This window comes from Pseudomonas sp. RC10 (assembly GCF_038397775.1).
GTDB classification, from domain to species: domain Bacteria; phylum Pseudomonadota; class Gammaproteobacteria; order Pseudomonadales; family Pseudomonadaceae; genus Aquipseudomonas; species Aquipseudomonas bambusae.
The window spans coordinates 1,322,680-1,344,912 of the sequence record NZ_CP151650.1; the positions used below are offsets into that span (position 1 = coordinate 1,322,680).

Here is a 22,233-nt window from a genome sequence, read left to right on the forward strand (position 1 = left end):
CGGAAGTGATTGCCAGCAGTGTTCAGGCGCGAAACGAAGGGGTAATGCTCGATCCTGAGAAGCCCGGCTTACCGTCGGGCTGTGTTTCAGGAATAACGGATCTGGCGAAGGTCGGCCAACCTTCATTCCCCTTCATCAAACTTGTTGTTGATCAGTTCGATCAAACCTTCCAGTGCGGCGTGTTCGTCGTCGCCTTCTGTCAGCAGGTGTATTTCGGTGCCTTTCCCTGCAGCCAGCATCATGACGGCCATGATGCTTTTACCATCGACCATGCTGTCCGGAGTGCGGCCCACGCGGATCTGGCAGGGGTACTTGCCGGCAACGCCGACGAATTTGGCGGCAGCGCGGGCATGCAGGCCCAGCTTGTTGATGATGGTGATTTGGTGAGCGGGCATCGCGTTGGGGGTCCTTAGCTTAGGTCGCGGTGGCGAACCTGAACATTCTTGAGCGATTGTTGCAGGACCTGACCCAAGCGTTCGGTCAGGTAGACGGAGCGGTGGTGTCCGCCGGTGCAGCCAATGGCAATGGTAACGTAGGCGCGGTTGCTGGCAGCGAAGCGCGGCAGCCACTTGGTCAGGTATGACGAGATGTCCTGGAACATCTCTTCGACATCGGGTTGCGCGGCCAGATAGTCCGCCACCGGCTGGTCGAGTCCCGATTGCTCACGCAGTTCGGGTTTCCAGTAGGGGTTGGGCAGGCAGCGCACGTCGAACACCAGATCCGCGTCCACGGGCATGCCGCGTTTGAAGCCAAAGGATTCAATGAGGAAAGCGGTGCCGGGTTCGGGTTTGTTCAGCAGACGCAGCTTCAACGTGTCGCGCAGCTGATAAAGGTTCAGGTGGGTCGTATCGATGGTCAGATCGGCCAGGTCGATGATCGGCCCCAGTAAGGTTTTTTCATCTCGAATCGCTTCGGCCAGCGAGCGCGTGGCATTGCTCAGCGGATGGCGGCGGCGCGTTTCAGAGAAGCGCTTGAGCAGTGTGGACTCTTCAGCGTCGAGGAACAGCACGTCGCACTGAATGTGGCGAGCGCGGACCTCTTCGAGCATTCGCGGAAAACGGGTCAGGTGGCTGGGCACGTTCCGGGCGTCGATAGAGACCGCTAACAACGGCTCAGCGAGTTCGGTATTGATCAGTGCGCGCTCGGCAAGCTCGGGGAGCAGGCCTGCCGGCAGGTTATCGACGCAGTAGAAACCGCTGTCTTCGAGAACATCGAGGGCCGTGCTCTTGCCGGAGCCGGAGCGACCGCTGACGATGATCATGCGCATGATCAGTGACCGTTCTGGACGTTGAGCACGACGTTGTAAAGCTCTTCGCTGCTCTTGGCACCACGCAGGCTGGCGCGCACGTCAGCGCGGTCAAGCATGCTGGCGATCTGACGCAGCAGTTCGAGGTGGGCGTCGGTGGCCGCTTCCGGGACGAGCAGCACGAACAGCAGATCCACAGGCGCGCCGTCGATGGCGTCGAAGTCCACCGGGCGTTCCAGGTGCAGCACCGCGCTCACAGGCGCCGTGCAGCCTTTCAGGCGGCAATGGGGGATCGCGATGCCGTTACCAAACCCGGTGGAGCCGAGTTTTTCACGGGCGATAAGGCTTTCGTAGACGGTTTGCCAGTCGAATTCGGGCACTTGTTGCCCGATCAGTTTGGCAATCTCTTCGAGAACGGCTTTTTTACTGCCGCCTGGCACGTTCACGAGGGAACGGCCAGGGGTCAGGATATTTTCAAGTCGGATCATGGATGGGGAGTGTCAGCGAGCTGCCGCACCTTTGAGGATGCTTTGCTGCTTTTCCTTATGCTTGAGCAATTGTCTGTCGAGCTTGTCAGTGAGCAGGTCGATCGCCGCGTACATGTCATCATGTTCGGCATTGGCAACGACCTCTCCACCGTGGATATGCAGGGTGGCCTCGATCTTCTGTTTGAGCTTCTCGACGGCCATCGTCACCTGCACGTTCGTAATCTTGTCAAAATGCCCTTCGAGCTTTTTCAGCTTCAGCTCGATGTATTCGCGCAGGGGCTTGGTCACTTCCAGTTGGTGTCCACTGATGTTGACTTGCATACAGCTTCTCCTTCGTTGCCAGTGCATTAAGAGGCAGGCTTGGTTGCCTGCCACTGGAACGCTGTGGCTTGTGACCTCTACATCAGTCGCTTGCGTTCGCTGGACGGCGCGATTCCTAAGGACTCGCGGTACTTGGCGACTGTGCGACGGGCCACTTGAATGCCTTGTGCCTCCAGTAAACCAGCGATCTTGCTGTCACTCAACGGCTTTTTCTGATTTTCCGCAGCAACCAGTTTTTTGATGATTGCGCGAATGGCAGTGGACGAGCATTCGCCGCCTTCGGAGGTGCTGACGTGGCTGGAAAAGAAATACTTCAGTTCGTAAATACCACGGGGTGTATGCATGAATTTCTGCGTGGTGACGCGTGAAATCGTCGATTCGTGCATGCCCACCGCCTCGGCGATGTCGTGCAGCACCAACGGCTTCATCGCCTCATCGCCATACTCCAGAAAGCCCCGCTGATGCTCGACGATTTGGGTCGCCACTTTCATCAGGGTTTCGTTACGGCTTTGCAGGCTTTTGATGAACCAGCGGGCTTCTTGCAACTGGTTGCGCATGAAGGTGTTGTCGGCGCTTGTGTCGGCGCGGCGCACGAAACCGGCGTATTGCGGATTCACCCGAAGGCGGGGAACGGCTTCCTGATTGAGTTCGACCAGCCAGCGCTCATTGTGCTTGCGCACGATGACATCTGGCACTACGTATTCGGCTTCGGTGGATTCGATCTGCGAGCCAGGGCGTGGGTTGAGGCTCTGGACCAGTTCGATGACCTGGCGCAGATCATCTTCCTTGATCTTCATGCGCCGCATCAGCTGCGCGTAGTCACGGCTGCCAAGCAGGTCGATGTAGTCGCTGACCAGTCGCTGGGCTTCGGCGAGCCATTTGGTCTTGGCCGGAAGCTGGCGCAGTTGCAGCAACAAGCACTCGCTAAGCGTGCGGGCGCCGACGCCAGCCGGCTCGAATTGCTGGATGCGGTGCAGCACGGCTTCGATTTCGTCCAGCTCGATGTCGAGTTCCGGGTCGAAGGCGTCCAGCAGCTCTTCCAGGGATTCGTCGAGGTAACCCTGATTGTTGATGCAGTCAATCAGCGTGACGGCGATCAAACGATCGGTATCCGACATCGGTGCCAGGTTCAGTTGCCAAAGCAGATGGCTTTGCAAGCTCTCGCCCGCCGACGTGCGCGTGGTGAAATCCCACTCGTCATCGTCATTGCTGGGCAGGCTGCTGGCGCTCGTCTGGTAGACATCCTCCCAGGCCGTATCGACGGGCAGTTCGTTGGGAATACGCTCGCTTTCGCTCCATTCGCCGTCTTCGAGATTGTCGACGGTGGGCGCGGATTCCTGGTAGGTCGGTTCCTGTACGTCAGGGTTGGGCTTTTGCTCGATATTGTCGGCCATGGGGTCGGCATTATCGAAATCGTCGCCTTCTTCCTGGCGCTCCAGCATCGGATTGGACTCCAGTGCCTCCTGAATTTCCTGTTGGAGATCCAGCGTCGACAGTTGGAGTAAGCGGATGGCCTGTTGCAGCTGCGGTGTCATCGTCAGCTGCTGGCCCATTCTCAAGACTAGCGAAGGTTTCATGGCAGGGGCTTAACACCTTATTCGCCGGCGCACATGGGCGCCATCCACTACTAGGGGCGCCGAGGCGCCAACTTAAGCAAATTATATGCCTGAACCCGGAGTGTTTGCCTAGGGTGTAATGACAATTTATGCGAGGTTGGCGATGAGGCGCATGCTGCGTTCGCCGACCAACCCCTTGCCATTGCGTGGTTTACAGGCGGAACTCGTGACCGAGATACACTTCCTTGACCAACTGGTTGGCCAGGATGGTTTCGGAATCGCCTTCTGCAATCAGTTGCCCATCGTTGACGATGTAAGCCGTTTCGCAGATGTCGAGTGTCTCACGGACGTTGTGGTCGGTGATCAGAACGCCGATACCCTTCGCCTTGAGATGGTAGATGATCTGCTTGATATCGCCCACGGAGATGGGGTCGACGCCCGCGAAGGGTTCGTCCAGCAGAATGAATTTCGGCGACGTCGCCAGTGCGCGTGCGATTTCCACTCGGCGGCGTTCGCCACCGGACAGGCTCATCCCGAGGTTGTCGCGGATGTGTGTGATATGGAATTCCTGCAGCAAGCTTTCCAGCTCTTTGCGGCGTCCTGCGCGATCGAGCTCCTTGCGGGTCTCGAGGATCGCCATGATGTTGTCCGACACCGACAGCTTGCGGAAGATCGACGCTTCCTGCGGCAGATAGCCGATACCGGCGCGAGCACGGCCATGCATCGGCTGGTGGCTCACGTCCTGGTCGTCGATCAGCACGCGGCCCTGATCGGCCTGAACCAGGCCGACGATCATGTAGAAGCACGTTGTCTTGCCTGCGCCGTTAGGGCCCAGGAGACCGACGATCTGGCCGCTGTCGATGGACAGGCTGACGTCACGTACGACTTGGCGGCTTTTGTAAGCCTTGGCCAAGTGTTGGGCTTTCAGCGTTGCCATTAAGGGGCCTTCTGCTGGTCGGTTTTCTTTTTCGGCTGGATCACCATGTCGACGCGAGGACGCGCTTCGGTCACCTTACTGCCGGTGGCGCGGCCAGCGCTGGCAAGTTTTCTCACCGTGTCATAGACGATCTTCTCGCCCTGAGTCACGTTGTTGTCCTTGTCGACTACCTTGGCCTTGTCGATCAATACGATGCGGTTTTGCGGCGCATGGTACTGGATCGTCACGCCCCAGCCCTGCACGGGTTTCGGGTCGCCGGCGGTCTGCAGTTGCTCGAAATACGCAAGGTTGCCGACAGAGGTCACGACATCGATATCACCAGCAGGGGTGCGAGTCATGGTCACCTTGTTGCCGGTAACCTTCATCGAACCCTGGGTGATGATCACGTTACCGGTGTAGGTGGCGATGCCTTGCTTGTCGTCCAGTTGGGCGTCATCGGCTTGAACACGGATGGGCTGATCCTGATCGTTCGGCAGAGCCCAGGCGCTCACGCTTCCCAGTGCTGCGCCCAGGCCAAGCAAAATAGGGAGGGTTTTAAGGAGCCTCATACTGTCCTCTTGCGTTCGATAGCAGGTGTATCCTGCTTTCTTTTAGATAGGCTTTCATACCCGTACCGGTGCTCACACCGTTGAAACCGTCGATTCTAACGGGTTGCGCGGTTTCCGCATATTGCTTCTGAGGGAAGACAGTCATGCGGGTGCTGGTGATGATCGTGGTGCGGTTCTTTTCGTCCGTGCGGTTGATGCGAACCTTGTCGATCAGCTCGACATGATCGCCTCCTGGCGACACTTCGGCGCGCACGCTCTGCACGTGCCAGGGAAACTCCGATCCGCGAAACATCTGCAAAACCGGGGTCGTCATCAGGGTTACGTCGGTGGCCTTGAGGTGCTCGACCTTGTCGGCGGTCATGTCATATTGCATTGACCCATCCGGCAGGTACTGGATGCTGTGCGCGTTCATCGCGTAATAATCGATGGCGTTCTCATCCACGGCCGCTTTGGGTTGATCCATGAAGCTTTCCGGGCTGATGTTCCAATAGCCGGCCGCTGCAAGCAGTACCGCCAGCACACCGAAGATCAGGAACGTACGAATTCTTTTGCTCAGCATAAATGCACTTCTATAAGTAGGCGGCGTGGGCCGCTTCGAGGTTGTCCTGAGCTGTCAGGATCAACTCGCAGAATTCCCGGGCGGCGCCTTCGCCGCCTCGTGCCTGGGTCGTGCCATGCGCATGCTGGCGGACAAATCCGGCGGCATTGGCCACAGCCATGCCCAGACCGACACGGCGGATCACCGGCAGGTCAGGCAGGTCATCACCCAGATAGGCGACCTGTTCGTAGCTTAGGTTCAGTTGCTGCAAAAGCTCGTCGAGCACCACCAGTTTGTCTTCGCGTCCCTGATAAAGATGCGCGATGCCCAGGTTTTTGGCGCGGCGTTCGACCACCGGCGTCTTGCGGCCGCTGATGATAGCGGTGATCACCCCCGAGTTGATCAGCATCTTGATGCCCTGGCCATCGAGGGTATTGAAGGTCTTGAACTCGCTGCCGTCTTCCAGAAAATACAGTCGGCCATCGGTCAGCACGCCATCGACATCGAAGACGGCCAGCTTGATGCCTTTGCCGCGCTGCATCAATTCGCTGTTGTTGAGGTTGTCGGCGCTCATTTACATCACTCCCGCACGCAGCAGATCCTGAAGGTTGAACGCACCCACCGGGCAGTCGTTCCCGTCGACAACGATCAGCGCACTGATCTTGTTGTCTTCCATGATTTTCAGCGCTTCGGCTGCCAGCATGTCGGCACGGACGGTTTTACCGTGAACGGTCATGACGTCATCGATGGTCGCTTGGCGGATGTCGATGTCGCGGTCCAGGGTCCGGCGCAAATCGCCGTCGGTGAAGATCCCTGCCAGTCGGCCATCGGCTTCGACAATGGCGGTCATGCCCAGGCCCTTGCGGGTCATTTCCATCAGCGAATCACGCAATGGCGTGCCGCGGGCGACTTTCGGCAGTTCGGCCTCAGTGTGCATGACGTGCTCGACCTTGAGCAGCAGGCGGCGACCCAGCGCGCCACCGGGGTGCGAGAATGCGAAATCTTCAGCCGTGAAACCGCGCGCATCCAACAGGGCCACGGCCAGCGCATCGCCCATGACCAATGCAGCAGTGGTCGAGGAGGTGGGCGCCAGGTTAAGTGGGCAGGCTTCTTTTTCGACTCGGGCATTGAGGTTGACGTCCGCCGCCTTCGCCAGCGTCGACTCGGGGTTGCCGGTCAGGCTGATGAGCTTGATGCCCAGGCGTTTGATCAAGGGCAACAGCGTCACGATCTCTGCGGTGGTGCCCGAGTTGGACAGCGCGAGAATGATGTCGGCGCTGGTGATCATGCCCATGTCGCCGTGGCTGGCTTCGGCAGGATGGACGAAAAACGACGGGGTGCCGGTGCTGGCCAGTGTGGCCGCGATCTTTTTGCCAATGTGGCCGGACTTGCCCATGCCGACCACGACCACGCGGCCTTGGCTCGCAAGAATCATCTCGCAAGCGTTCACGAAATCCGCATCGATATGTGCCAGCAGACCTTCGACGGCCTCGATTTCGAGGCGGATGGTGCACTGGGCAGATTGAATCAGGTCGCGGGCGTTGGTCATGTCGAGAATAGGGTCGGTCGGGTGAAAAGGCGGGGATTATAGCGACAATGTTGAAAACCCTCACGCTTCATCGTCGCTGTTTGTTTAATAGAAGCTTGCGGTCCGTCAGTTCTCGTTCAGCAAAGGTGTGTTGGCGGTGCAGGAAAATTCCTCGGCGTCTGAAATATCTGTCCCTATTAACGACTTGCCGTGTTGGAGCTTTGGCGGCGTTCGACAGCGGTGTTATAGTTCGCCGCTTGTTCGGCCCCTCCAGACAGTGTGTCGTTCGTCAAGGACGCGGCATCTGAGAGACAGGCTGTATCGCAAGGAGTTTAGATGAGCGCCGATAACGCCTACGCGGTCGAATTGAAGGGAGTGTCCTTCAAGCGCGGCTCGCGCAGCATCTTCAATAATGTCGATATCCGCATCCCCCGGGGCAAAGTCACCGGCATCATGGGGCCGTCGGGCAGTGGCAAGACCACGTTGCTGCGCCTGATGGGCGCACAACTGCGTCCGAGCAGCGGCGAAGTCTGGGTCAATGGCCAGAACCTGCCGAAGCTTTCACGCAGCGATCTCTTCGATGCACGTAAGCAAATGGGCGTGCTGTTCCAGAGTGGCGCGCTGTTTACCGACCTCGATGTCTTCGAGAACGTTGCGTTCCCGCTCCGAGTGCACACCAAGCTGCCAGAAGACATGATCCGCGACATCGTGCTGCTGAAACTACAGGCGGTCGGGCTGCGCGGCGCTGTCGAGTTGATGCCCGATGAGCTGTCTGGCGGCATGAAGCGTCGGGTCGCGCTGGCCCGGGCAATTGCGCTCGATCCTCAGATTCTCATGTACGACGAGCCCTTCGTCGGGCAGGACCCGATTGCCATGGGCGTCCTGGTGCGCCTGATCCGCCTGCTCAACGATGCATTGGGCATCACCAGTGTCGTGGTCTCTCACGACCTGGCCGAGACGGCGAGTATCGCTGACTATCTCTATGTCGTCGGTGACGGGCAGGTGCTGGGGCAAGGTACGCCCCAGGAACTGATGCAGTCGGATAACCCGCGCATTCGACAATTCATGACAGGGGATCCAGACGGCCCCGTGCCTTTCCACTATCCGGCACCGGATTATCGCGAAGATCTTTTGGGGAAGCGCTGATGCGCAGAAAGTCATTGATGGATCGTGTTCGCCTGATGGGGCGCTCCGCGATCGATATTGTTGCAGTGTTGGGGCGTTCGGGGATTTTTCTGGTTCATGCCTTGTTGGGGCGAGGCGGAATCGGCGGCGGTTTTCAATTGTTGGTTCGCCAGTTGTATTCGGTCGGTGTCATGTCGCTGGCGATCATCGTCGTGTCGGGCATTTTCATCGGCATGGTGCTCGCTCTGCAGGGGTTCAGCATTCTCGCCAAGTACGGTTCCGAACAGGCCGTGGGGCAGATGGTTGCCTTGACGTTGCTGCGTGAGCTGGGCCCGGTCGTCACAGCGTTGCTGTTTGCTGGCCGTGCGGGTTCAGCGTTGACCGCCGAAATCGGCAACATGAAGTCCACAGAACAGTTGTCCAGCCTGGAAATGATCGGCGTCGATCCGCTGAAATACATTGCCGCGCCTCGCTTGTGGGCCGGTTTCATTTCGTTGCCGGTGTTGGCCATCATCTTCAGCGTGGTCGGCATCTGGGGCGGTTCATGGGTCGCCGTTGACTGGCTGGGCGTCTATGAAGGCTCCTTCTGGGCGAACATGCAGAACAGTGTTTCCTTCCCGAACGATGTAATCAACGGTGTCATCAAAAGCGTCGTCTTCGCCTTTGTGGTCACCTGGATCGCCGTGTTCCAAGGTTATGACTGCGAGCCCACTTCAGAGGGCATCAGTCGCGCCACGACCAAGACCGTGGTCTACGCCTCATTGGCCGTACTGGGCCTGGACTTTATTTTGACCGCCTTGATGTTTGGAGACTTCTGATGCAAAACCGCACCCTCGAAACCGGTGTCGGCCTGTTCCTGCTGGCCGGGATTCTGGCTTTGCTCTTGCTCGCCCTGCGCGTCAGCGGTCTGAGCGCCAGCACGACCAACGACAGTTATAAACTTTATGCAAATTTCGACAATATCGCCGGTTTGACTGTCAGAGCGAAGGTGACCATGGCCGGTGTGACCATCGGCAAGGTCACTGCAATCGATCTGGACCACGATACTTTCGCGGCGCGCGTGACCATGGACGTGGATAAGCGGGTGAACAACCTGCCTTCGGACTCCACTGCGTCCATCCTGACCGCTGGCTTGCTGGGCGAGAAATACGTCGGCATCAGCGTGGGTGGTGATGACCAGTTGTTGAAGGATGGCGGCACGATTCATGACACCCAGTCGTCGCTGGTACTCGAAGACCTGATCGGTAAATTCCTGCTTAATACGGTCAATAAAGACGCCAAATGAGGAAGCTGTTCATGATCTCTAACTTGCGACGTGGCCTGTTGGTACTGCTTGCAGCGCTGCCCTTGATCGCCAACGCGGCGGGCTCCGCGCACGATCTGGTGCAGGACACGACCAACAAGATGCTGGCCGACCTGAGTGCCAACAAAGAAAAGTACAAGCAGGACCCCAGCGCGTTTTATAGCGCGCTGAACACCATCGTGGGCCCGGTGGTCGATGCCGAAGGTATTTCCAGGAGCATCATGACCGTCAAGTATTCGCGCAACGCTACGCCAGCGCAGATGCAAACCTTCGCGGACAATTTCAAAAGGGGGTTGTTTCAGTTCTACGGCAATGCCCTGCTGGAATACAACAACCAAGGTATCGCGGTTGACCCGCCGAAAGATGAGTCAGGTGATCGGACCAGCGTCGGCATGACCGTCAAGGGCACCAACGGCGCGGTTTATCCCGTGCAGTACACACTGGAGAAGGTCGGCGGCGAATGGAAGTTGCGTAACGTGATCATCAACGGCATCAACATTGGCAAGCTGTTCCGGGATCAGTTCGCTGACGCCATGCAGCGCAACGGCAACAATCTGGACAAGACCATCAATGGTTGGGCTGGTGAAGTCGCCAAGGCCAAGCAGGAGACCGAGAACTCGCCTGACAAGGTCGTCAAATGAGTGATGCATGTGTCACCGCCGTCGGTGGCGGCGAACTGAAGCTGTTCGGTGTGCTGGACTACCGCACCGGCCCGGCCCTGCGCGAGCAAGGTGCCGAGCTGATCAAAGCCAGCGATGCGCCGACACTGGTGCTGGATTGCTCGGCGGTGGAAAAATCCAGCAGCGTGGGCCTGGCCCTGCTGCTGGCGTTCATGCGCGATGGGCAGGCGGCCGGCAAAACGGTGAGCGTGCGTGCATTGCCTGCAGATATGAGAGAGATTGCACAGGTATCGGGTCTGACCGAACTGTTCGAACAACACTGAAGGCTGTCGTCGATCAAGCCCCTCGTCCGGCACCTGCACAGCAGGGTTCGCAACGAGAGGGCTTTTTTGTATGATGGCCGACCCGCGCGCGTAGAGCGCCGATTGAGGTTAAGCATGCAGGCCGTAGAAGTTAAAAGCTTCCTTGAAGGTAAGCTGCCAGAGATCCAGGTCGAAGTTGAGGGCGAAGGCTGCAACTTCCAGTTGAACGTGATCAGCGATGAACTGGCTACACTGAGTCCAGTCAAGCGCCAGCAGCAGATCTACACGCATTTGAACCCGTGGATCGCCGATGGCAGCATCCACGCGGTCACCATGAAATTCTTCAGCCGCGCTGCATGGGCCGAGCGCACCTGAGCCAAACTGGCGTCGAGATCCTAATGGACAAACTGATTATTACTGGCGGCGTTCGTCTTGATGGCGAAATCCGCATTTCCGGGGCGAAGAACTCTGCCCTGCCGATTCTTGCTGCAACGCTGCTGGCCGATGGGCCAGTCACCGTTCAGAACCTGCCGCACCTGCACGACATCACCACCATGATCGAGTTGTTCGGTCGCATGGGCATCGAGCCGATCATTGACGAGAAGCTCAGCGTCGAGATCGATCCTCGCACCATCAAGACCCTGATCGCGCCCTACGAACTGGTGAAAACCATGCGTGCGTCGATTCTGGTGCTGGGCCCGATGGTTGCCCGTTTTGGCGAGGCCGAGGTGGCGCTGCCAGGCGGTTGCGCCATCGGTTCGCGTCCGGTTGACCTGCACATCCGTGGCCTCGAAGCCATGGGCGCGGTCATTGAAGTCGAAGGCGGCTACATCAAGGCCAAGGCGCCTGAAGGCGGCTTGCGTGGTGCCCACTTCTTCTTCGATACCGTCAGCGTGACCGGTACCGAGAACATCATGATGGCCGCTGCCCTGGCCCGTGGCCGCAGCGTGCTGCAGAACGCCGCCCGCGAGCCTGAAGTCGTCGATCTGGCGAACTTCATCAACGCCATGGGCGGCAAGGTCTCCGGTGCTGGCACCGATACCATCACCATCGACGGCGTCGAGCGTTTGGGCAAGGCGACCTATCGCGTCATGCCTGACCGTATCGAAACCGGCACCTACCTGGTCGCCGCTGCCGTGACCGGTGGCCGCGTCAAGGTCAAGGACACCGATCCGACCATTCTCGAAGCTGTTCTTGAAAAGCTGCGTGAGTCCGGTGCCGAAATCACGACCGGCGCCGACTGGATCGAGCTGAACATGCATGGCAAGCGTCCGAAGGCCGTGAACCTGCGCACCGCGCCGTATCCGGCATTCCCGACCGACATGCAAGCGCAGTTCATTTCGTTGAACGCCATTGCCGAAGGCACGGGCGCGATCATCGAGACCATCTTCGAAAACCGCTTCATGCACGTTTATGAAATGCACCGCATGGGCGCGCAGATCCAGGTCGAAGGCAACACCGCCATTGTCACAGGCTGCGAGAAACTCAAAGGCGCGCCTGTGATGGCGACCGACCTGCGTGCTTCGGCCAGCCTGGTGCTGTCGGCGCTGGTGGCCGAGGGCGATACGCTGATCGACCGCATTTACCACATAGACCGTGGTTACGAGTGCATCGAAGAGAAGCTGCAAATGCTGGGCGCGAAAATCCGTCGCGTACCGGGCTAGCAGCCCTCGGGGTTCCGTTGCCCGGACTCATCGGGCAACGGGGCCGCCGTTTGAAAGTTTGACCTTTTGAATCGTTTCACTTCGAGTCCAGCTGTCGCGACTCGAAGGTTGCCGGGCGCCCATTGCGACCCGACATGCGCATGCTGATAAGGACTGACGTTTCCCATGTTGACCATCGCACTGTCCAAGGGCCGAATCCTTGACGACACCCTGCCGCTTCTCGCTGCTGCGGGCATCGTGCCGACCGAGAATCCGGACAAGAGCCGCAAGCTGATCATTCCGACGACGCAGGACGATGTGCGCCTGTTGATCGTACGCGCGACGGACGTGCCGACCTACGTTGAGCATGGTGCGGCAGACCTGGGGGTGGCGGGCAAGGACGTTCTGATGGAATACGGCGGCCAGGGGCTTTATGAGCCGCTGGACCTGCAAATCGCCCAGTGCAAGCTGATGACGGCAGGTGCTGTCGGCGCGGGCGAGCCCAAAGGCCGTCTGCGTGTGGCCACCAAGTTCGTCAACGTCGCCAAGCGTTACTACGCCGAGCAGGGCCGTCAGGTCGACATCATCAAGCTGTACGGCTCGATGGAGCTGGCGCCGCTGGTGGGGCTGGCCGACAAGATCATCGATGTCGTCGACACCGGCAACACGCTGCGTGCCAACGGCCTTGAGCCTCAGGAACTGATTGCCCATATCAGTTCACGTCTGGTGGTCAACAAGGCATCGATGAAGATGCAACACGCCCGCATCCAGTCGCTGATCGACACACTGCGTACTGCCGTGGAGTCGCGACACCGCGGCTGACTGTTTCGCGTGACGTTACACAACGTCGCGCCCAGCTATCCGTGTCATAGCCAAATTTCTCAGGTGCCTGCGCGGATGGCTTGGTAGCTTAGGCTCTTGCCTTCGCATCAGGCTCCTGAGAAAACGCCATTTATAGAGGCTCACGCTATGACCACTTCCAACACCATTCGCCGACTCGACGCTGCTGCCCCGGATTTCGCTCGACATCTGGATCATCTGCTGAGCTGGGAAAGCGTGTCTGACGATTCGGTCAATCAGCGTGTGCTGGACATCATCAAGAACGTGCGCGAGCGCGGCGATGCGGCATTGGTGGAATACACCCAGCGTTTCGACGGGCTGGAAGTGGCGTCGATGGCTGACCTGATCCTGCCTCGCGAGCGACTGGAACTGGCGCTGACACGCATTACTCCGGCTCAGCGCCAGGCGTTGGAGAAAGCCGCTGACCGAGTGCGCAATTACCATGAGCGTCAGAAGCAGGACTCCTGGAGCTACACCGAGGCCGACGGCACCGTGCTGGGCCAGAAAGTGACGCCACTGGACCGTGCCGGTCTTTACGTGCCAGGCGGCAAGGCGTCCTACCCATCCTCAGTGCTGATGAACGCGATCCCGGCGAAAGTGGCGGGCGTTGGTGAAGTGGTGATGGTCGTGCCCACCCCACGTGGAGAGATCAACGAACTGGTGTTGGCGGCGGCCTGCATCGCCGGTGTGGACCGCGTGTTCACCATCGGCGGCGCTCAGGCGGTCGCGGCACTGGCTTACGGCACCGAAAGCGTTCCGCAGGTGGACAAAGTCGTCGGTCCGGGCAACATCTATGTCGCCACGGCCAAGCGTCATGTATTTGGTCAGGTCGGCATCGACATGATTGCCGGCCCTTCGGAAATCCTCGTGGTGTGCGATGGTCAGACCGACCCGGACTGGATCGCCATGGACCTGTTCTCCCAAGCCGAACACGACGAGGACGCTCAGGCGATTCTGGTCAGTCCGGACGCAGCTTTCCTCGACCAAGTGGCTGCCAGCATCACCAAGCTGATGCCGACTATGGAGCGCGCGGAAATTATCAACACCTCGATCAACGGCCGTGGCGCGCTGATCAAAGTGGCTGACATGGCTCAGGCCATCGAAGTTGCCAACCGCATCGCGCCGGAGCACTTGGAGCTGTCGGTGGCAGACCCTGAAGCCTGGCTGCCGCAGATCCGTCACGCAGGCGCTATCTTCATGGGCCGCCACACCTCCGAAGCGTTAGGCGATTACTGCGCCGGGCCAAACCACGTCTTGCCGACCTCCGGCACTGCGCGCTTCTCGTCGCCACTGGGCGTCTACGACTTCCAGAAGCGCTCCTCGATCATCTTCTGTTCGGAGCAGGGCGCATCGGAATTGGGCAAGACCGCTTCGGTGCTGGCGCGGGGTGAGTCGCTGACCGCCCACGCCCGCAGCGCCGAATACCGGATCGTCGACAACCAACAAGAAGGCAAGTAAGCATGAGCAAGTTCTGGAGTCCTTTCGTTCGCGACCTCGTGCCTTACGTGCCGGGCGAACAACCCAAACTGACCAAGCTGGTGAAGCTGAACACCAACGAAAACCCCTACGGCCCGTCGCCCAAAGCGATTGAAGCGATGCGTGCCGAAGTCAACGACGACCTGCGTCTGTATCCCGATCCGAACGGCGACCTGCTGAAGCAATCGGTTGCCCGTTATTACGGCGTCGAGACGAACCGCGTCTTCCTCGGCAATGGCTCCGATGAGGTGCTGGCCCACGCGTATCACGCGTTCTTTCTGCAAGAAAAGCCGCTGCTGTTCCCGGACATCAGCTACAGCTTCTACCCGGTGTACTGCGGCCTGTATGGCGTCGAATACGAGGCCGTGCCACTGGACGAGCAGTTCCAGATTCGCGTCGAAGACTACGCCCGTCCGAATGGCGGGATCATCTTCCCGAACCCCAACGCCCCGACGGGCTGCTTGATGCCTCTGGACGCTGTCGAAGGCATCCTCAAAGCCAGCCCGGATTCGGTGGTGATCGTCGATGAGGCGTATATCGACTTCGGCGGCGAAACGGCCATCGCTCTGGTGGACCGTTATCCGAACCTGCTGGTAACCCAGACCTTGTCCAAATCCCGCTCGCTGGCGGGCCTGCGGGTCGGTCTGGCAGTGGGGCACCCCGACTTGATCGAAGCGCTGGAGCGGGTGAAGAACAGCTTCAACTCCTACCCGCTGGATCGCATGGCTATCGTTGGCGCGGCAGCTGCGTTCGATGATCGCGAGTACTTCAAGAAGACCTGCAATCGGGTCATTGCCAGTCGCGAGAAGCTGATTGGGCAACTGGAAGGCAAAGGGTTTGAAGTATTGCCATCGGCGGCGAACTTCATCTTCGCCCGTCACCCGAAACACGACGCGGCGGGTCTTGCGGCCAAGGTGCGTGAGCAGGGCGTAATCGTTCGTCACTTCAAGCAAGAACGTATCGCGCAGTTCCTGCGTATTTCAATCGGCACGCCTGAGCAGAATCAGGCGCTGATTGATGCGTTGGGCGATCTCTAGCAGCCCAGTCCTTCGGAGTCCCGCAATTGGAGGCCGAGCACCAGGCCGCTGTGGGAGCGAATTTATTTGCGAAAGATGGTTCAGGCGAAGTAGATGTGTCGCCTGCGCCGGCCTCTCGCGAATGAATTCGCTCCCGCAGGTTTGTTCACCGCCCGCCCATTCAACCAGGCGGGCGATCCTCCGGGATCACTCGTCAGCCGCAGGCGGCGGTGTCTGTGGCGGACGCAACCCTACCTCAGCCATCAGCTTCAATTCCTTGCCGTTGCGCATCACCTGAATCGCAATCTTCTCGGAAGGCTTGGTCCGCGCCACCTGATTCATCGACTTGCGACCATCGCCCGCGGGCTCGCCGTTGATGCTCAAGATCACGTCGCCCAACTGCAGACCTGCTTTCTGCGCAGGCCCGTCGCGGAAAATCCCGGCGACTACGATGCCCGGACGGTCTTTCAAACCGAAGGACTCCGCCAGTTCCTGAGTCAGCGGCTGCACTTCGATGCCCAGCCAGCCACGAATCACCTGACCGTGCTCGATGATCGACTTCATCACCTCCAACGCCAGCTTGGTCGGAATCGCGAAACCGATGCCCTGCGAGCCGCCCGATTTGGAGAAGATCGCGGTGTTGATCCCGGTCAGGTTGCCGTTGGCGTCCACCAGCGCGCCGCCGGAGTTGCCGGGGTTGATGGCGGCGTCGGTCTGAATGAAATCTTCGTAGGTGTTAAGCCCCAACTGATTACGGCCCGTGGCGCTGATGATGCCCATGGTCACGGTCTGGCCGACGCCGAACGGGTTGCCAATGGCCAGCGCGACGTCACCGATACGAATGCTGTCGGAACTGCCGAGGGTAATGGAGGGCAGGTTTTTCAGGTCGATCTTCAGCACCGCGAGGTCCGTTTCCGGGTCGCTGCCAATCACGCGAGCGATGGTTTCCCGGCCGTCCTTCAGCGCCACGACAATCTGGTCAGCGCCGGAAGTCACGTGGTTGTTGGTGAGCAGATAGCCCTCGGGGCTCATGATCACCGCCGACCCCAGACTCGACTCCATTCGGCGCTGCTTGGGCAGGTTATCGCCGAAGAAGCGGCGGAACTGAGGGTCTTCGAACAGCGGATGATTCGGTTTGTTGTTGACCATCTTGGTCGTGTACAGGTTGGCCACGGCCGGGGCCGCGCTGCTCACGGCGTCAGCGTAGGACACCGGGCCCTGTTGAATGAACGCGGTCTGTGGCGCCTGTTGAAGGTTGACGTCCTGACTGGGCAGGCCGACCCACTGGGGGTAGCGCTGGATAATCAATAAAGCGATAAGCACACCAGCGAGCAATGGCCAGCCGAGAAAACGCAGCGCTTTGAACATTGAGCAAGGTCCTGAGGGTAGATACGCAGCTTACCTGCGCCATAATGGCGGGCATTATACGAGGACCGGGACGGTCTGAACTGCAAATTTAGGAGACTTTTATGGCTGTTTCTCTGAGCACTCTGGTCGAGGAGGCCGACCGCTATCTGGGCAGCGCCCGGGTTCAGGATTATTGCCCCAACGGTCTGCAGGTCGAGGGACGCCCACAGGTCACCCGAATCGTCTCCGGTGTGACGGCCAGCCAGGCACTGCTTGATGCTGCGGTTGAGGCGAATGCCGACCTGGTACTGGTGCATCACGGCTATTTCTGGAAAGGCGAAAACCCGTGCATCACTGGCATGAAGCAACGGCGCCTCAGGACCCTGCTCAAGCACGACATCAGCTTGCTGGCCTATCACCTGCCGCTGGATTTGCATGCCGAGGTGGGCAATAACGTGCAACTGGCGCGGCAGCTGGACATTACGGTTGAGGGGCCGCTGGACCCGGACAATCCCCGCATCGTCGGGTTGGTGGGTTCGCTGTCCGAGCCGATGACCCCACGGGATTTTGCCCACCGCGTGCAAAGCGCGCTGGGGCGTGAACCCCTCCTTATAGAAGGCAGCGAAATGATCCGCCGCGTTGGCTGGTGCACGGGAGGCGGGCAGGGCTATATCGATCAGGCCGTTCTGGCGGGTGTCGATCTGTACTTGAGTGGTGAGGCCTCAGAGCAGACTTTCCACAGCGCGCGGGAGAACGACATCAGCTTCATCGCTGCAGGGCACCACGCCACCGAGCGTTATGGCGTGCAGGCCTTGGGTGATTACCTGGCGCGGCGTTTCGCGTTGGAGCATTTGTTCATCGATTGCCCGAATCCAATTTGATGAATCAACCGAATCCCGAGCTATATGGTTAGACCGTTTCGATCTATAGGGGTCGCTGATTAGAATCGGGCCTCATGATAAAGTGCCTCGCTCGACAGAGCCCGCAGGCTCTCCACACAAGTACGTTATCCCGTGAGTAACCATGGTCGACAAACTGACGCATCTGAAACAGCTGGAGGCGGAAAGCATCCACATCATCCGCGAGGTCGCCGCCGAGTTCGATAACCCGGTGATGCTGTACTCGATCGGCAAGGACTCCGCCGTGATGCTGCACCTGGCGCGCAAGGCGTTCTTTCCGGGCAAGCTGCCGTTCCCGGTGATGCACGTCGACACGCGTTGGAAATTCCAGGAAATGTACCGCTTCCGCGACAAGATGGTCGAGGAGATGGGCCTTGAGCTCATCACCCACATCAACCCGGAAGGCGTGGCGCAGGACATCAACCCGTTCACCCACGGCAGCTCCAAGCACACCGACATCATGAAAACCCAGGGCCTGAAGCAGGCGCTGGACAAGCACGGCTTCGATGCCGCCTTCGGTGGCGCCCGCCGTGACGAAGAAAAATCCCGCGCCAAGGAGCGCGTGTATTCCTTCCGCGACAGCAAGCACCGCTGGGACCCGAAAAACCAGCGCCCCGAGCTGTGGAACGTCTACAACGGCAACGTCAACAAAGGCGAGTCAATCCGCGTGTTCCCGCTCTCCAACTGGACCGAGCTGGACATCTGGCAGTACATCTATCTGGAAGGCATCCCGATCGTCCCGCTGTACTTTGCGGCCGAGCGCGAAGTCATCGAGAAGAACGGCACCCTGATCATGATCGACGACGACCGCATCCTCGAACACCTCACCGACGAGGAAAAGGCGCGCATCGTCAAAAAGAAAGTGCGTTTCCGCACCCTGGGCTGCTACCCGTTGACGGGCGCTGTCGAGTCGGAAGCCGAGACCCTGACGGACATCATTCAGGAAATGCTCCTGACGCGAACTTCCGAGCGCCAAGGCCGAGTCATCGACCACGATGGTGCGGGCTCGATGGAAGATAAAAAACGTCAGGGCTATTTCTAAGCTTCGAGTTACAAGCGGCAAGCTGCAAGCCAGAAGCGGAATGCGTAGCTTCTGAGTCTTGTGGATGGCTGCCTGCACTGCGGGCGCGTTTGGAGGGCTCGCAGTGGATTTTGAGAAGTTGCTGGTTTGGCAGAGAAGCAAGCAGTTGGCCGTCGAGTTATTCAGGGCTTTTGCCGGATGCCGCGACTACGGGTTCAAGGACCAGATCACCCGCTCGGCCGTCTCGATACCTTCCAATATTGCGGAGGGCATGGAGCGTCGAGGGCATCGGGAAAAGGTCTGGTTTCTCTCTGTAGCGAAAGGCTCCTGTGCCGAGTTGCGCACACAGCTGATGATCGCGGGCGAGATTGGTTATCTCCCAACTGAGCTGGCTAACGACTGGATTCATGAATCCCGTGAGATCTCCAAGATGCTCGGCGGGCTGATCAACAAAATTTCTAACTAGCTGTACGCCGACAAGCTTGCCGCTTGAAGCTTACAGCTTGGAGCTTGAATGCAATGAGCCACCAATCTGATTTGATCAGCGAGGACATCCTCGCCTACCTGGGCCAGCACGAACGTAAAGAGATGCTGCGCTTTCTGACCTGCGGCAACGTCGACGACGGCAAGAGCACGCTGATCGGCCGCCTGCTGCACGACTCCAAGATGATCTACGAAGATCACCTGGAAGCCATTACCCGTGATTCCAAGAAGTCCGGCACCACCGGCGATGACGTCGACCTGGCGCTGCTGGTGGACGGTCTGCAAGCCGAGCGTGAGCAGGGCATCACCATCGACGTTGCGTATCGCTACTTCTCGACGTCGAAGCGCAAGTTCATCATTGCCGACACTCCCGGCCATGAGCAGTACACCCGCAACATGGCCACCGGTGCGTCCACCTGTGACCTGGCGATCATCCTGGTCGACGCCCGTTATGGCGTGCAGACCCAGACTCGCCGTCACAGCTACATTGCATCGCTGCTGGGCATCAAGCACATCGTGGTTGCCATCAACAAGATGGACCTCAATGGCTTCGACGAAACGATCTTCGAGCAGATCAAGGCCGATTACCTGAAGTTTGCCGACCGTATCGCGCTCAAGCCGACCACCATGGAATTCGTTCCGATGTCGGCGCTCAAGGGCGACAACGTCGTGAACAAGAGCGAGCGCTCGCCGTGGTACACCGGCAAGTCGCTGATGGAAATCCTCGAAACCGTCGAGATCGCGGGCGATCGCAACCTCGACGACCTGCGCTTCCCGGTGCAGTACGTCAACCGCCCGAACCTGAACTTCCGTGGTTTCGCCGGTACGCTGGCCAGCGGCATCGTGCGCAAGGGTGACGACATTGTCGTGCTGCCGTCGGGCAAGACCAGCCGCGTGAAATCCATCGTCACCTTCGAAGGTGAACTGGAGCACGCAGGCCCGGGTCAGGCCGTGACCCTGACCATGGAAGACGAAATCGACATCTCCCGTGGCGACCTGTTGGTGCACGCCGACAACGTCCCGCAAGTGGCGGATGCTTTCGACGCCATGCTGGTGTGGATGGCCGAAGAGCCGATGCTGCCGGGCAAGAAATACGACATCAAGCGCGCCACGTCCTACGTGCCGGGTTCGATTGCCAGCATCACCCACCGGGTCGATGTGAACACGTTGGAAGAGGGCCCTGCCAGCGCGCTGCAGCTGAACGAAATCGGCCGCGTGAAGATCAGCCTCGACGCGCCCATCGCGCTGGACGGCTACGACAGCAACCGCACCACCGGCGCGTTCATTGTCATCGACCGTTTGACCAATGGCACCGTCGCGGCAGGCATGATCATCGCCAAGCCGGGCACTGCCGGTCATGGCAGCCATCACGGCGCGCTGGCTCACGTCTCGGTCGAAGAACGCGCCCAGCGTTTCGGCCAGAAACCTGCCACCGTGCTGTTCAGCGGCCTGTCGGGCGCTGGCAAGAGCACGCTGGCCTACGCCGTGGAGCGCAAGCTGTTCGACATGGGGCGTGCGGTGTATGTCCTTGATGGCCAGAACCTGCGTCACGACCTGAATAAAGGTCTGCCGCAGGACCGCGCCGGTCGCACCGAAAACTGGCGTCGTGCCGCCCACGTGGCACGTCAGTTCAACGAAGCGGGCTTGCTGACGCTGGCAGCGTTCGTGGCGCCGGATGCAGCAGGTCGTTCGAACGCCAAGGGGCTGATCGGTGATGACCGCCTGATCACCGTCTACGTTCAGGCGTCGCCTCAAGTGTGCCGCGAACGCGACCCACAAGGCCTGTACGCGGCGGACAAGGACAACATCCCGGGTGAGTCCTTCCCCTACGACGTGCCGCTGGACGCCGATCTGGTGATCGACACCCAAACGCTGAACGTCGAAGACAGCGTCAAGCAAGTGCTGGACCTGCTGCGGGCACGCGGCGCGATCTAAGCGTTGTTCGATTCACAAAAGACCCGCCAGTGATGGCGGGTTTTTTGTTCGAGTCATTCCAGGTGCAACGCATTCCACCTGTAGGAGCGAATTCATTCGCGAGCGGTGGCGCATCCGACAGAAATTCATCGGATGTACTGGCCTCTCGCGAATGAATTCGCTCCCACAGGAGACCGGGCAAACCCGCTTCCACTGTCCGCATCAACGACGATCACAACGCCAACCGCGAAGGCGAGCGCCCCTCACACCGCTGATCGAACGTGTGCTTCTCGCACAGCTGTTCCCACTTCATCTCATACTCCTGTTGCTCCGTGATGTAGCAATCCCTGACGCAATCCGCTGAAACGCAACCTGTCAGCGCGACGCATGCCGCGACTGTTTTGATGATGTCCATGATCCCTCCCGAAAACCGGGGGCGAGCTTAGGGGTTATTGCGAAACGTCGGAACCGGCTGGGTCCGGTAAATGCGTAAGGCATTTCCGAAAGCCCACAAAAAAGCCCGCCCCTGATCACCTCAGGGGCGGGCTCGTGATTGCAGACCCGCTTACTTTTTCAGACCGTAATGCTCGTCCAGCATGCCCGGTGTGTTCGGCGCTTTTGGCGCGTAGTCACGTGGAGGCTCTGCGGCAGTGCGCGGCGGTGTCAGGCGGTCGCGAGGCGCTTGCAGTGCATCCGGGTGCAGCGCAGCGAGCAGACGTTGACGAGTGATGTCGTCGGTGGCCAGACGGTTCGCGCCTTCGGCCAAATGTTCCTGAACATCCTGATAGCTCTGGGACAGCTTCTGCACCAGGTTAGCCGTGCTGTTGAAGTGAGTGACCACCTCGTTCTGATACGTGTCGAAACGCTCCTGAACGTCATCCAGCTGGCGCTGAGTGCTGTTAGGCGCGGCATTGGGCAGCGCACGCGCCACGAAGAAACCGATGGCCACACCAACGATCAGGGCGATAGTCGGCAGCAACCAAACTAAGAGCGAGTAATCCACGAGTCCTTCCTCTATAAACGGCTTTGCTTTACGTTAACGGCTCGAACCTGCGCTGTATAGCGGCGACGCGTCGCCGACA

General features: G+C 59.3%; 27 protein-coding genes. 14 read left to right on the forward strand and 13 right to left on the reverse strand.

From position 1 onward, the window contains the following. Window positions 1-122 precede the first annotated feature (122 nt). From AAEO81_RS05970 to AAEO81_RS06015, 10 genes are all read right to left on the reverse strand, one after another. Window positions 123-395 carry an HPr family phosphocarrier protein gene (locus AAEO81_RS05970; protein ID WP_166596437.1) on the reverse strand — a complete coding sequence of 91 codons (273 nt, stop codon included), beginning with the start codon at window positions 393-395 and terminating at the stop codon, window positions 123-125. A gap of 14 nt (window positions 396-409) precedes the next feature. Beyond that, window positions 410-1,267, reverse strand: coding sequence for an RNase adapter RapZ (gene rapZ / locus AAEO81_RS05975; protein WP_166596438.1), 858 nt, complete (start codon window positions 1,265-1,267; stop codon window positions 410-412). 2 nt (window positions 1,268-1,269) lie between these two features. Continuing rightward, a complete protein-coding gene (gene ptsN, locus AAEO81_RS05980; protein WP_341962273.1) occupies window positions 1,270-1,734 on the reverse strand; it encodes a PTS IIA-like nitrogen regulatory protein PtsN in 465 nt (154 codons plus the stop codon). Window positions 1,735-1,746: 12 nt separating this feature from the next. Next, window positions 1,747-2,055, reverse strand: a complete 309-nt coding sequence (raiA, locus tag AAEO81_RS05985) for a ribosome-associated translation inhibitor RaiA (RefSeq protein WP_062384329.1) — start codon at window positions 2,053-2,055, stop codon at window positions 1,747-1,749. A 77-nt stretch (window positions 2,056-2,132) separates the two neighbouring features. Further along, on the reverse strand, window positions 2,133-3,632 hold the full coding sequence (locus AAEO81_RS05990) for an RNA polymerase factor sigma-54 (protein WP_341962275.1): 1,500 nt from the start codon (window positions 3,630-3,632) through the stop codon (window positions 2,133-2,135). A gap of 190 nt (window positions 3,633-3,822) precedes the next feature. Then, window positions 3,823-4,548 carry an LPS export ABC transporter ATP-binding protein gene (gene lptB, locus AAEO81_RS05995; protein ID WP_166596441.1) on the reverse strand — a complete coding sequence of 242 codons (726 nt, stop codon included), beginning with the start codon at window positions 4,546-4,548 and terminating at the stop codon, window positions 3,823-3,825. Continuing rightward, window positions 4,548-5,096: a lipopolysaccharide transport periplasmic protein LptA gene (gene lptA, locus AAEO81_RS06000; RefSeq protein WP_166596442.1), complete on the reverse strand. Its 549-nt coding sequence runs from the start codon at window positions 5,094-5,096 to the stop codon at window positions 4,548-4,550. Before lptA ends, lptB begins: the two co-directional genes overlap by 1 nt. Then, on the reverse strand, window positions 5,083-5,655 hold the full coding sequence (gene lptC / locus AAEO81_RS06005; protein ID WP_166596443.1) for an LPS export ABC transporter periplasmic protein LptC: 573 nt from the start codon (window positions 5,653-5,655) through the stop codon (window positions 5,083-5,085). Before lptC ends, lptA begins: the two co-directional genes overlap by 14 nt. A gap of 10 nt (window positions 5,656-5,665) precedes the next feature. Beyond that, a complete protein-coding gene (locus AAEO81_RS06010) occupies window positions 5,666-6,175 on the reverse strand; it encodes an HAD family hydrolase (RefSeq protein ID WP_341964473.1) in 510 nt (169 codons plus the stop codon). Between the two features lie 33 nt (window positions 6,176-6,208). Next, on the reverse strand, window positions 6,209-7,183 hold the full coding sequence (locus tag AAEO81_RS06015; RefSeq protein ID WP_341962277.1) for a KpsF/GutQ family sugar-phosphate isomerase: 975 nt from the start codon (window positions 7,181-7,183) through the stop codon (window positions 6,209-6,211). A 315-nt stretch (window positions 7,184-7,498) separates the two neighbouring features. Between AAEO81_RS06015 and AAEO81_RS06020 the strand changes: the two genes are divergently transcribed. The 10 genes from AAEO81_RS06020 (at window position 7,499) to hisC (ending at window position 15,508) form a co-directional block, all read left to right on the forward strand. Further along, window positions 7,499-8,308: an ATP-binding cassette domain-containing protein gene (locus AAEO81_RS06020; RefSeq protein ID WP_166596445.1), complete on the forward strand. Its 810-nt coding sequence runs from the start codon at window positions 7,499-7,501 to the stop codon at window positions 8,306-8,308. Then, a complete protein-coding gene (gene mlaE / locus AAEO81_RS06025; RefSeq protein ID WP_166596446.1) occupies window positions 8,308-9,105 on the forward strand; it encodes a lipid asymmetry maintenance ABC transporter permease subunit MlaE in 798 nt (265 codons plus the stop codon). Before AAEO81_RS06020 ends, mlaE begins: the two co-directional genes overlap by 1 nt. Then, window positions 9,105-9,572, forward strand: a complete 468-nt coding sequence (gene mlaD / locus AAEO81_RS06030; protein WP_166596447.1) for an outer membrane lipid asymmetry maintenance protein MlaD — start codon at window positions 9,105-9,107, stop codon at window positions 9,570-9,572. Before mlaE ends, mlaD begins: the two co-directional genes overlap by 1 nt. A gap of 11 nt (window positions 9,573-9,583) precedes the next feature. Continuing rightward, a complete protein-coding gene (locus AAEO81_RS06035; RefSeq protein WP_166596448.1) occupies window positions 9,584-10,231 on the forward strand; it encodes an ABC transporter substrate-binding protein in 648 nt (215 codons plus the stop codon). After that, window positions 10,228-10,533 carry an STAS domain-containing protein gene (locus AAEO81_RS06040; RefSeq protein ID WP_341962280.1) on the forward strand — a complete coding sequence of 102 codons (306 nt, stop codon included), beginning with the start codon at window positions 10,228-10,230 and terminating at the stop codon, window positions 10,531-10,533. Before AAEO81_RS06035 ends, AAEO81_RS06040 begins: the two co-directional genes overlap by 4 nt. 114 nt (window positions 10,534-10,647) lie before the next feature. After that, on the forward strand, window positions 10,648-10,887 hold the full coding sequence (locus tag AAEO81_RS06045; RefSeq protein ID WP_062384295.1) for a BolA family protein: 240 nt from the start codon (window positions 10,648-10,650) through the stop codon (window positions 10,885-10,887). Window positions 10,888-10,910: 23 nt separating this feature from the next. Beyond that, window positions 10,911-12,176: a UDP-N-acetylglucosamine 1-carboxyvinyltransferase gene (murA, locus tag AAEO81_RS06050; RefSeq protein ID WP_166596450.1), complete on the forward strand. Its 1,266-nt coding sequence runs from the start codon at window positions 10,911-10,913 to the stop codon at window positions 12,174-12,176. 165 nt (window positions 12,177-12,341) lie between these two features. Beyond that, a complete protein-coding gene (gene hisG / locus AAEO81_RS06055; protein WP_341962285.1) occupies window positions 12,342-12,977 on the forward strand; it encodes an ATP phosphoribosyltransferase in 636 nt (211 codons plus the stop codon). A 147-nt stretch (window positions 12,978-13,124) separates the two neighbouring features. Further along, the gene (hisD, locus tag AAEO81_RS06060; protein ID WP_341962287.1) at window positions 13,125-14,453 is read left to right on the forward strand and encodes a histidinol dehydrogenase; all 1,329 of its coding nucleotides are present in this window, start codon (window positions 13,125-13,127) and stop codon (window positions 14,451-14,453) included. 2 nt (window positions 14,454-14,455) lie between these two features. Beyond that, window positions 14,456-15,508: a histidinol-phosphate transaminase gene (gene hisC, locus AAEO81_RS06065; RefSeq protein WP_341962289.1), complete on the forward strand. Its 1,053-nt coding sequence runs from the start codon at window positions 14,456-14,458 to the stop codon at window positions 15,506-15,508. Window positions 15,509-15,694: 186 nt separating this feature from the next. Here the strand turns inward: hisC and algW are convergent, their stop codons facing one another. Beyond that, window positions 15,695-16,855 (reverse strand): Do family serine endopeptidase AlgW, encoded by a 1,161-nt coding sequence (gene algW, locus AAEO81_RS06070; RefSeq protein ID WP_166596454.1) that lies wholly within the window; start codon window positions 16,853-16,855, stop codon window positions 15,695-15,697. Window positions 16,856-16,956: 101 nt separating this feature from the next. Here algW and AAEO81_RS06075 point away from each other — a divergent pair, with 101 nt between their 5' ends. The 4 genes from AAEO81_RS06075 (at window position 16,957) to cysN (ending at window position 21,172) form a co-directional block, all read left to right on the forward strand. Beyond that, the gene (locus tag AAEO81_RS06075; protein WP_341962292.1) at window positions 16,957-17,715 is read left to right on the forward strand and encodes a Nif3-like dinuclear metal center hexameric protein; all 759 of its coding nucleotides are present in this window, start codon (window positions 16,957-16,959) and stop codon (window positions 17,713-17,715) included. A gap of 142 nt (window positions 17,716-17,857) precedes the next feature. Next, window positions 17,858-18,775 carry a sulfate adenylyltransferase subunit CysD gene (gene cysD / locus AAEO81_RS06080; RefSeq protein ID WP_062384278.1) on the forward strand — a complete coding sequence of 306 codons (918 nt, stop codon included), beginning with the start codon at window positions 17,858-17,860 and terminating at the stop codon, window positions 18,773-18,775. Window positions 18,776-18,878: 103 nt separating this feature from the next. Then, window positions 18,879-19,220 carry a four helix bundle protein gene (locus tag AAEO81_RS06085; RefSeq protein WP_341964474.1) on the forward strand — a complete coding sequence of 114 codons (342 nt, stop codon included), beginning with the start codon at window positions 18,879-18,881 and terminating at the stop codon, window positions 19,218-19,220. A 53-nt stretch (window positions 19,221-19,273) separates the two neighbouring features. Continuing rightward, complete coding sequence (cysN, locus tag AAEO81_RS06090; protein WP_341962295.1) at window positions 19,274-21,172, forward strand: sulfate adenylyltransferase subunit CysN; 1,899 nt, start codon at window positions 19,274-19,276, stop codon at window positions 21,170-21,172. Between the two features lie 211 nt (window positions 21,173-21,383). Here cysN and AAEO81_RS06095 read toward each other — a convergent pair whose 3' ends face one another. After that, complete coding sequence (locus tag AAEO81_RS06095) at window positions 21,384-21,566, reverse strand: hypothetical protein (RefSeq protein ID WP_341962297.1); 183 nt, start codon at window positions 21,564-21,566, stop codon at window positions 21,384-21,386. 150 nt (window positions 21,567-21,716) lie between these two features. Further along, window positions 21,717-22,154 carry a DUF1043 family protein gene (locus tag AAEO81_RS06100; protein WP_166596457.1) on the reverse strand — a complete coding sequence of 146 codons (438 nt, stop codon included), beginning with the start codon at window positions 22,152-22,154 and terminating at the stop codon, window positions 21,717-21,719. Window positions 22,155-22,233 lie beyond the last annotated feature (79 nt).

Excerpts from the sequence above, each read along its gene's own strand:
- AAEO81_RS05990 (WP_341962275.1), bottom strand. The coding sequence starts at position 3,632 with ATGAAACCTTCGCTAGTCTTGAGAATGGGCCAGCAGCTGACGATGACA.
- AAEO81_RS06010 (WP_341964473.1), bottom strand. The coding sequence starts at position 6,175 with ATGCAGCGCGGCAAAGGCATCAAGCTGGCCGTCTTCGATGTCGATGGC.
- lptB (WP_166596441.1), bottom strand. The coding sequence starts at position 4,548 with ATGGCAACGCTGAAAGCCCAACACTTGGCCAAGGCTTACAAAAGCCGC.
- AAEO81_RS06020 (WP_166596445.1), top strand. The coding sequence starts at position 7,499 with ATGAGCGCCGATAACGCCTACGCGGTCGAATTGAAGGGAGTGTCCTTC.
- cysD (WP_062384278.1), top strand. The coding sequence starts at position 17,858 with ATGGTCGACAAACTGACGCATCTGAAACAGCTGGAGGCGGAAAGCATC.
- lptC (WP_166596443.1), bottom strand. The coding sequence starts at position 5,655 with ATGCTGAGCAAAAGAATTCGTACGTTCCTGATCTTCGGTGTGCTGGCG.
- AAEO81_RS06035 (WP_166596448.1), top strand. The coding sequence starts at position 9,584 with ATGATCTCTAACTTGCGACGTGGCCTGTTGGTACTGCTTGCAGCGCTG.
- murA (WP_166596450.1), top strand. The coding sequence starts at position 10,911 with ATGGACAAACTGATTATTACTGGCGGCGTTCGTCTTGATGGCGAAATC.
- mlaD (WP_166596447.1), top strand. The coding sequence starts at position 9,105 with ATGCAAAACCGCACCCTCGAAACCGGTGTCGGCCTGTTCCTGCTGGCC.
- ptsN (WP_341962273.1), bottom strand. The coding sequence starts at position 1,734 with ATGATCCGACTTGAAAATATCCTGACCCCTGGCCGTTCCCTCGTGAAC.
- rapZ (WP_166596438.1), bottom strand. The coding sequence starts at position 1,267 with ATGCGCATGATCATCGTCAGCGGTCGCTCCGGCTCCGGCAAGAGCACG.
- cysN (WP_341962295.1), top strand. The coding sequence starts at position 19,274 with ATGAGCCACCAATCTGATTTGATCAGCGAGGACATCCTCGCCTACCTG.
- AAEO81_RS06015 (WP_341962277.1), bottom strand. The coding sequence starts at position 7,183 with ATGACCAACGCCCGCGACCTGATTCAATCTGCCCAGTGCACCATCCGC.
- AAEO81_RS05970 (WP_166596437.1), bottom strand. The coding sequence starts at position 395 with ATGCCCGCTCACCAAATCACCATCATCAACAAGCTGGGCCTGCATGCC.
- AAEO81_RS06045 (WP_062384295.1), top strand. The coding sequence starts at position 10,648 with ATGCAGGCCGTAGAAGTTAAAAGCTTCCTTGAAGGTAAGCTGCCAGAG.
- mlaE (WP_166596446.1), top strand. The coding sequence starts at position 8,308 with ATGCGCAGAAAGTCATTGATGGATCGTGTTCGCCTGATGGGGCGCTCC.
- raiA (WP_062384329.1), bottom strand. The coding sequence starts at position 2,055 with ATGCAAGTCAACATCAGTGGACACCAACTGGAAGTGACCAAGCCCCTG.
- AAEO81_RS06095 (WP_341962297.1), bottom strand. The coding sequence starts at position 21,566 with ATGGACATCATCAAAACAGTCGCGGCATGCGTCGCGCTGACAGGTTGC.
- hisG (WP_341962285.1), top strand. The coding sequence starts at position 12,342 with ATGTTGACCATCGCACTGTCCAAGGGCCGAATCCTTGACGACACCCTG.
- lptA (WP_166596442.1), bottom strand. The coding sequence starts at position 5,096 with ATGAGGCTCCTTAAAACCCTCCCTATTTTGCTTGGCCTGGGCGCAGCA.
- algW (WP_166596454.1), bottom strand. The coding sequence starts at position 16,855 with ATGTTCAAAGCGCTGCGTTTTCTCGGCTGGCCATTGCTCGCTGGTGTG.
- hisC (WP_341962289.1), top strand. The coding sequence starts at position 14,456 with ATGAGCAAGTTCTGGAGTCCTTTCGTTCGCGACCTCGTGCCTTACGTG.
- hisD (WP_341962287.1), top strand. The coding sequence starts at position 13,125 with ATGACCACTTCCAACACCATTCGCCGACTCGACGCTGCTGCCCCGGAT.
- AAEO81_RS06075 (WP_341962292.1), top strand. The coding sequence starts at position 16,957 with ATGGCTGTTTCTCTGAGCACTCTGGTCGAGGAGGCCGACCGCTATCTG.
- AAEO81_RS06040 (WP_341962280.1), top strand. The coding sequence starts at position 10,228 with ATGAGTGATGCATGTGTCACCGCCGTCGGTGGCGGCGAACTGAAGCTG.